This window comes from Photobacterium lucens (assembly GCF_009873615.1).
Taxonomy (GTDB): Bacteria; Pseudomonadota; Gammaproteobacteria; order Enterobacterales; family Vibrionaceae; genus Photobacterium; species Photobacterium lucens.
The window spans coordinates 1-8,576 of record NZ_SSMG01000269.1; the positions used below are offsets into that span (position 1 = coordinate 1).

The window sequence follows — 8,576 nt, forward strand, 5'->3', positions numbered from 1 at the left end:
AATAAGAACAATATAAAAACTAAAAAAACAAAAAATCGAATACTCATGAGGTATTTTTCAGTTTTTTTTACTAACATAAACCGACAGACACAAGTAAAAAGAACAGCATGCATTTGGCATAGAAATGCAACACATAAAAATTTTAAAAAGGATTCGGCAATGAACAAGCACCTTATTGCTTTAGCAGTAGCAGCAGCAACTCTATCTGGCGCAGCATCAGCAGCACAAGTTTACTCAGATGACTCATCTTCTCTTGCTATCGGCGGTCGTGTAGAAGCGCGTGCTCTTCTTTCAGAACAAGCTGATAACGAAAATGTACCAGCTAAACTACAAACAACTGATAACGAAGTAACTGACATTTCACGTGTACGTGTAAACATCGATGCGAAAACACAAATCGCTGATGGCGTTCAAGGTATTGGTTTCTTCGAGCGCGAGTTCAAAGACGACAACTCTAACGACGAAAACCGTTACATGTACGCTGGTGTAAACAGCGACCAATACGGCCAAATTGTTTACGGTAAAGCTGACGGCTCTCTAGGTATGCTAACTGATTTCACTGATATCATGGCATACGCAGGTTCTGTTGTTGGTGGTACTAAGCTAGCAGTAGCTGACCGCACAACTAACAACCTAGCATACGCAGGTACTTTCGGTGATCTAACATTCAAAGCTAACTACGTATTCGCTGGTGCTGACTACGATAAAAATGGCAATAAGACAGACGTTCACGGCTTCTCAACAGCAGCTAAGTACAACGTTGCTGACACAGGTCTAGCTCTAGGTCTTGGTTACGGCGAACAACGCGATCAAAACGGTGTTAACACTCACAAAGCACGTTCTGAGCAGACTTTCGCAGTAGCATCTTACACAGTTGGTGACCTATACTTCGGTGGTCTATACAAGTACGGTCGTCGCGATGGTCAAAACCTTGTAACTGACAAAGTAACAGATACTCAAGGTTACGAATTCGCTGCAGCGTACACAGCTGGTAAAGCAGTATTCACAACTACTTACGGCTTCATGAAAGATGAAAAAGCTCACAACGTATATGATGAGCTAGCAAACGCTGTATCTGTTGACGGTACTTACTACTTCAACAGCAACTTCCGTACTTACGCTTCTTACACATTCAACATGCTTGATAAGAACGAAGTAGGTAAAGTTGCAGCATCTGACCAATTCGTTCTAGGTGCACGTTACGACTTCTAATCCTTGCGATTAAAGTAGAACAGATGAAGCGTCGACTTAGGTCGGCGCTTTTTTTATTAGTTTTGTGTCATTTTTTAATCTTTATTCTTTATCTTTTTTACCCTCTCTCATATAAACGTTATGATTAAGGTCTATCTCTTAACCAAGACTATGCCTTGATATGTTTAAAAAACTGCTTTGCTCTGCATTAATGGCAACGAGCTTTTCCTCTTTTGCTGCGTTTTCTCCTCAGCAAGCAATCAACCAACTGCCCAAAGGTAGTGATGTCGCGCTTCTCATCGTTAACCCTGCCACCAACAAAGTTATATACGATAAACGCGCAAACGAATTACAAGCACCAGCAAGTACACAGAAAACAATCACTGCGCTTGCTGCAAAGCTATATCTTGGTAATAACTTCCGTTTTGATACTTACCTTGAGACCAAAGGTAATGACGTCATTTTAAAATTTAATGGTGACCCAACACTTAAGCGCAGCGATATTGCGAATTTGCTTCGCCAGCTAAAACAGCAAGGCATAACGACAATTAAAGGTAATCTGTACTTAAATGGCGGACATTTTACTGGCTATGAACGTGCTATTGGTTGGCCTTGGGATATTTTAGGATCTTGTTACAGTGCACCATCAAGTAGTATCAGCTTAGAGCACAATTGTGTTCAAGGTGCGCTATACAGTAATAAATCTTTTGGTGATGTCACACGTGTAAATGTGCCTAGCCACCAGCCAATTAAGGCACAAACCTCAGCCATTGTGGTTTCCAAAGCGCAGCAAAAAGAACAACACTGTCAGCTATCAATGACCTCCAATGATCGCAACATGTACCAAATTAGTGGGTGTATACAGCCTCGTAAAGAGCCTCTACCACTTAAATTTGCAGTACAAAACACCACCTTGTATTCAACCGCGATTATTCAGCAAGAGCTTAAGCGCGCAGGTATTAAGTTAAACGGTAAGTTACTTCGTAACGATAAAATTAGTGGAAAAATCATCGCAACACACCGATCAGCACCACTATCAACGCTACTTGATATTATGTTGAAGCGCTCTGATAACTTATTTGCCGATAATATTGCCAAAACGATTGGTGCAAAGTATTACAACCAAGCAGGTAGTTACAGTAACGGCATTGAAGCAATCAAAGCGATACTCAAAGATAAAGCAGGAATCGATCTTTCTGATACCGTAATGGTGGATGGCTCAGGCTTATCGCGTAATAACCGCTTAACAGCAAATGACTTAATGAAAGTGGTGACTTACATTTATCGTCATCCACAGCTTGGTTTAATGAATGATCTACCTGTATCAGGGAAAAGTGGCACATTACAGTACCGTCGCAGTATTCGTGATGTTCCGCTAAAAGGTAAGATTATTGCTAAAAGTGGCTCTTTATTTGGTACCTATAACTTGGCGGGTGTGATTAATACCCAAAATGGTAAACCACTCCTCTTTGTACAGTTAGTGACTAATTACTATCCACACATGCATGACGGTGAAAAAGCAGCATTGCCACCGATTTACCAATTTGAAAAACAGCTTTATAACTCTCTTTATAAAAGCTACTAAATAGTGCGTTCTATAAAAAAAGCCACTATAGCTAACCTATAGTGGCTTTTTTAATAACAATGTTTATCAATGCCCTAATCCAAGCATCCAATTAACAGTCGTGAAATAAATCATCATCCCAGTAATATCAACCATAGAAGCTAAAACAGGACTCACAAGTACCGCAGGATCCAAATTAAAAGCCCTTGCGATCATAGGTAATACTCCCCCAATGGTAGTTGAGATGACAACTTGGATCGAAATCGCAATACCTATCGCAAGAGCAATAGAATCAAGTGTCATTCCTACAGGTAACACTACATCACCACTAAAGAAAATGACTCGCCCGATGATCACCGCAGCAAGGCAGATAGCAATAACAATCGCAACACGAAACTCTTTCCACAAAACGGCTAACCAGTCCCGTGATTTTATTTCTTCCATTGCCAAAGCTCGCACTACCAAAGTCGCAGCTTGTGAACCTGTATTCCCTCCAGCTGCTGCAATGACAGGCATATAGATAGCAAGTAACACTAATTGACTTAACGTATCTTCATAATGGGAAATAATTAAGCCTGAGACGATTCCCATTAGTGCCAAACCGACAATCCAACCTATGCGCTCTTTCACATGATTAAAGACACTATTTTCTAAGTAATCTCCAGTAGGCTCGACTTCCGAGCTAATGAGTCCTAATCCACTGGCTAGCTGACGGGATCTGACTTCCTGTTTTAATTCATCTAGTCTATCTAATAATATTTGTACATGCCGTAATGGGCATTCATGAAGCATAGCTAACGCATCTGTCACTGGCATTTTTGCCAATAATTGTGCTTGCTCATCCAAATCATATTTTAGAAATGCGTTACGTACTGCAAGTGCATCTTTGTGTGCAATTTGTGTTGTTGCAGCGAAAACTGCATCGTTCATTACCGCCATGGCGAATCTCCCGATTGGCTGACTCTCTAAGAGAGGTGGTAACGATCACCGACATAACATTACGTATTCTCAGCAACAACTGGCGCCAATGCTGAATAAGTAACTAATGCTATTAATTAAGATAGGAAATGGAAAACCAAAGGAAAGCTGTCGTGAAAGTGCATCACTAAAAAGGAAGGTTAGACATACTATTCCGCACTCAGTCGTACGGAGAAAACAATTGATACCGTAAACTAAGCGAGATTTTCCTGCTTCATACTTGGGGGATAGTCGGTATCGTTCATTATTGTCTCCAAAAACATGTATCGCTTACTGCGACGCCTGCATTCTAAATAAACCAACCTGTATAGAAACTGATTATCAACGTTTATTTATTTCAATTGATAATAAAATAAAAAGCCGAGCAACATAATTGCTCGACTTTTCCATTTCAAGATTAGTTACACTTACTTGATGCGTGCGTGTAGCTCTTGAATTGAGGTCACTGTATTACGGTCATCTGCGGTATGCGCCATACAAGTTGCAAATGCAGCATTTAGCGTTGTGGTGTAGTTCACCTTCTCAGCTAGTGCACCACGACGAAGTACTTTTGAATCTTCAATCGCTTGACGACCTGCAGCAGTGTTAACAATGTAGGTGTATTCATTGTTCTTGATACGGTCAAGAATATGAGGGCGACCTTCATGTACTTTATTAACTAGGCGAGGGTTAATACCCGCTTCACCAAGAATCACAGCTGTACCGTGAGTTGCATCTAACTGGTAACCCAACTTAGTTAGCTTAGAAGCAAGATCAACCACACGTTGCTTATCACCTTCACGAACAGATAGTAGTGCACGACCACCTTCTGGGTATTCTTTACCACAACCTAATTCCGCTTTTGCGAATGCTTCAGCAAACGTATTACCGATACCCATTACCTCACCTGTTGAGCGCATTTCAGGGCCTAACAGTGGGTCAACGCCTGGGAACTTGTTAAACGGTAGCACCACTTCTTTCACAGAGTAATACGGTGGAATGATTTCCTTAGTAAAACCTTGTGATTCAAGTGATTGACCAGCCATAACACGCGCTGCAATCTTAGCTAGTGATGCACCTGTCGCTTTAGAAACAAACGGTACGGTACGTGCTGCACGAGGGTTAACTTCGATTAGGTACACTTGACCATCTTTGACAGCGAACTGAGTATTCATTAGGCCACGAACACCTAATTCAAATGCAAGGTTCTTCACTTGCTCACGCATCACATCTTGGATTTCTTGGCTTAGAGTGTACGCAGGCAGAGAACATGCTGAGTCACCTGAGTGAACACCCGCTTGCTCGATATGCTCCATAATACCGCCAATCACCACTTGCTCACCATCACAAATCGCATCAACGTCAACTTCAACCGCATCATCAAGGAAACGGTCTAGCAGTACTGGTGATTCATTTGAAACGCTAACTGCTTCATTGAAGTAGCGACGCAAGTCTTGCTCATCGTAAACAATTTCCATTGCACGACCACCAAGCACGTAAGAAGGACGTACAACCAGTGGGTAACCGATGTCACGCGACTTCTCAACCGCTTGCTCCATCGTCGTCACTGTTGCGTTTTCAGGTTGTAGTAAACCTAAACGGTCAACCGCTTGTTGGAAACGCTCACGGTCTTCTGCACGGTCAATCGCATCAGGGCTTGTACCGATGATTGGCACGCCTGCTGCTTCTAGTGCACGTGCTAGTTTCAGTGGTGTTTGACCACCGTACTGAACAATAACGCCTTTTGGTTTTTCAACGCGTGCGATAGCTAATACATCTTCAAGTGTTACAGGTTCAAAGTACAGGCGATCTGATGTGTCGTAATCCGTTGATACTGTCTCAGGGTTACAGTTAACCATGATAGTTTCGTAACCGTCTTCACGCAGTGCTAATGATGCATGTACACAGCAGTAGTCAAATTCGATACCTTGACCGATACGGTTTGGACCTCCGCCCAATACCATGATCTTGTCTTTGTCGGTTGGATTTGCTTCACACTCTTCATCGTATGATGAGTACATGTAAGCAGTATCAGATGAGAACTCAGCCGCACAGGTATCTACACGCTTGTAGACTGGGTGAATGTCGAACTGATCGCGTAGTTTGCGAATTTCACCTTCACCAATGCCAAGTAGTTTAGCAAGACGCGCATCAGCAAAACCTTTACGCTTTAGTTTGCGTAATACTTCTGCATTTAGGCCAGCAAAGCCTGCCGCTTTCACTTGCTCTTCAAGCTTGATGATTTCTTCAATTTGAACCAAGAACCAACGGTCGATGTTAGTAAGGTTAAAGATACCGTCAACCGACATACCTGCACGGAACGCATCACCAATGTACCAAATACGCTCTGCGCCTGCTTCTTTCAGCTCGTGGCGGATCTTGCTCATCGCATTTGGATCGTCAAGGTCAACCATTTCATCAAAGCCCGTCGCGCCAACTTCTAGGCCTCGTAGTGCTTTGTGTAGTGATTCTTGTTGGTTACGACCAATCGCCATAACCTCACCAACCGACTTCATCTGTGTCGTTAGACGATCGTTAGCGCCAGCAAATTTCTCGAAGTTAAAGCGAGGGATCTTCGTTACTACGTAATCGATAGTAGGTTCAAATGACGCAGGGGTTGCGCCACCTGTGATGTCATTCATCAGTTCATCAAGGGTGAAACCAATTGCCAGTTTTGCCGCGATTTTTGCAATCGGGAATCCTGTCGCTTTTGATGCCAGTGCTGATGAGCGAGATACACGTGGGTTCATCTCGATGATAACCATACGGCCATCTTTCGGGTTGATACCAAACTGTACGTTTGAACCACCTGTTTCAACACCAATTTCACGCAGTACTGCAAGCGATGCATTACGCATTAATTGGTATTCTTTGTCTGTTAGGGTTTGCGCAGGTGCAACAGTGATTGAGTCACCGGTGTGGATACCCATTGGGTCAAAGTTTTCAATCGCACACACAATGATACAGTTGTCGTTCTTATCGCGAACCACTTCCATTTCATATTCTTTCCAACCAATTAATGACTCATCAATCAGAAGCTCATTAGTTGGTGAAAGATCAAGACCGCGAGAACAGATCTCTTCGAATTCTTCTTTGTTGTAAGCAATACCGCCACCCGTACCACCCATAGTAAATGATGGGCGAATGATACATGGGAAACCAACCATATCGAGCACTTTGTAAGCTTCTTCCATGGTTTTCGCAGTATCGGCACGAGGACACTCTAAGCCAATAGATTTCATTGCTTTATCGAAGCGAGAACGGTCTTCTGCTTTATCGATAGCATCAGCTGTTGCACCGATCATCTCAACGCCGAACTCTTCTAGTACGCCGTGACGCTCAAGATCAAGTGCACAGTTTAGTGCTGTTTGACCACCCATGGTTGGTAGTACCGCATCAGGGCGCTCTTTAGCAATGATATTACGTACCACTTCCCAGTGAATTGGCTCGATGTAAGTTGCATCCGCCATTTCTGGATCAGTCATGATAGTGGCAGGGTTAGAGTTTACCAGAATAACGCGGTAACCCTCTTCACGAAGTGCTTTACAAGCTTGTGCACCAGAGTAATCGAACTCACAGGCCTGACCGATAACGATCGGTCCAGCACCTAGAATTAGTACACTTTTTATGTCAGTACGTTTTGGCATTTCTTACTACTCCCGGCTTAGGCGCTGTGTTTCTTAATTAATTCGATAAAATGATCAAATAATGGTGCTGCATCGTGTGGACCAGGGCTCGCTTCTGGGTGGCCTTGGAAACTGAATGCAGGCTTGTCGGTACGATGGATACCTTGTAGCGAGCCATCAAACAGGGATTTGTGTGTCGCACGTAAGTTTTCAGGTAACGTTGCTTCGTCAGCAGCAAAACCGTGGTTCTGGCTGGTGATCATCACAACATCACGATCTAAATCTTTAACTGGGTGGTTAGCACCGTGGTGACCAAACTTCATTTTTACTGTTTTCGCACCGCTTGCTAGGGCAAGAATTTGGTGACCTAAACAGATACCGAAGATTGGAATGTTTTTATCAAGGAATGTTTTGGTTGCTTCAATGGCGTAAGTACATGGTTCTGGATCACCAGGGCCATTTGATAGGAAAACACCATCAGGGTTTAACGCAAGTACGTCTTCTGCTGAAGTTTGTGCTGGAACAACCGTTAAACGACAACCGCGGTCAACCAGCATACGCAAGATGTTACGTTTAGCGCCAAAGTCATAAGCGACTACGTGGTATGCCAGCTCGTTATCTTCCTGTGCTTCTGGTAAGCCGTTCTCTAGTGTCCAAGAACCTTGCTTCCAGCTGTATGTTTCGCTTGTTGTCACTTCTTTTGCTAAATCCATGCCTTTAAGACCTGGGAAAGCTTTCGCTTGCTCTAAGGCAAACGCCTCATCGATGTTATTACCCGCAATGATACAACCGTTTTGCGCACCCTTTTCACGAAGAAGTCGAGTTAACTTACGAGTATCAATATCTGCGATACCAACAACGTTTTGTGATTTTAAATAATCAGAAAGGGATTGTTCAGAGCGGAAGTTTGAAGCGATAAGAGGAAGATCACGAATAACCAGACCTTGTGCATGAATAGCGGTAGATTCTTCGTCTTCGGTATTAGTACCGGTATTGCCAATGTGGGGATAAGTAAGAGTAACGATCTGTTGTGAATAAGAAGGGTCGGTGAGAATTTCCTGATACCCCGTCATCGAGGTGTTAAAAACGACTTCACCAACGGCCGAACCATCTGCCCCAATGGACACACCGCGGAACACTGTCCCATCTTCCAGGACTAACAGCGCAGATTTGCTCAAGACAACCTCCAATTAAATAAAAATGCAATTAAAACAGATAAAGTATAAATAACCAATTCC

At 43.1% G+C, this 8,576-nt stretch carries 5 protein-coding genes; 2 read left to right on the plus strand and 3 right to left on the minus strand.

The annotated features are described in order from the left end of the window. The first annotated feature begins 159 nt into the window (after positions 1 to 159). Together E5A76_RS11480 and dacB are read left to right on the plus strand one after the other, a co-directional pair. Positions 160 to 1,212 (plus strand): porin, encoded by a 1,053-nt coding sequence (locus E5A76_RS11480; RefSeq protein ID WP_053987912.1) that lies wholly within the window; start codon positions 160 to 162, stop codon positions 1,210 to 1,212. Between the two features lie 160 nt (positions 1,213 to 1,372). Next, positions 1,373 to 2,776, plus strand: coding sequence for a serine-type D-Ala-D-Ala carboxypeptidase (gene dacB / locus E5A76_RS11485; protein ID WP_161119015.1), 1,404 nt, complete (start codon positions 1,373 to 1,375; stop codon positions 2,774 to 2,776). A gap of 66 nt (positions 2,777 to 2,842) precedes the next feature. On the opposite strand, the gene E5A76_RS11490 is transcribed toward dacB, so the two are convergent. From E5A76_RS11490 to carA, 3 genes are all read right to left on the minus strand, one after another. Further along, positions 2,843 to 3,694 carry a magnesium transporter gene (locus tag E5A76_RS11490; RefSeq protein WP_161119016.1) on the minus strand — a complete coding sequence of 284 codons (852 nt, stop codon included), beginning with the start codon at positions 3,692 to 3,694 and terminating at the stop codon, positions 2,843 to 2,845. 446 nt (positions 3,695 to 4,140) lie between these two features. Continuing rightward, positions 4,141 to 7,359 carry a carbamoyl-phosphate synthase large subunit gene (carB, locus tag E5A76_RS11495; RefSeq protein ID WP_161119017.1) on the minus strand — a complete coding sequence of 1,073 codons (3,219 nt, stop codon included), beginning with the start codon at positions 7,357 to 7,359 and terminating at the stop codon, positions 4,141 to 4,143. Between the two features lie 17 nt (positions 7,360 to 7,376). Further along, the gene (gene carA, locus E5A76_RS11500) at positions 7,377 to 8,516 is read right to left on the minus strand and encodes a glutamine-hydrolyzing carbamoyl-phosphate synthase small subunit (RefSeq protein WP_161119018.1); all 1,140 of its coding nucleotides are present in this window, start codon (positions 8,514 to 8,516) and stop codon (positions 7,377 to 7,379) included. Between the last annotated feature and the right edge of the window lie 60 nt (positions 8,517 to 8,576).

What these genes read in the sequence shown, in the direction of transcription:
- E5A76_RS11480 (WP_053987912.1), top strand. Translation starts at nt 160, where the DNA reads ATGAACAAGCACCTTATTGCTTTAGCAGTAGCAGCAGCAACTCTATCT.
- dacB (WP_161119015.1), top strand. Translation starts at nt 1,373, where the DNA reads ATGTTTAAAAAACTGCTTTGCTCTGCATTAATGGCAACGAGCTTTTCC.
- E5A76_RS11490 (WP_161119016.1), bottom strand. Translation starts at nt 3,694, where the DNA reads ATGGCGGTAATGAACGATGCAGTTTTCGCTGCAACAACACAAATTGCA.
- carB (WP_161119017.1), bottom strand. Translation starts at nt 7,359, where the DNA reads ATGCCAAAACGTACTGACATAAAAAGTGTACTAATTCTAGGTGCTGGA.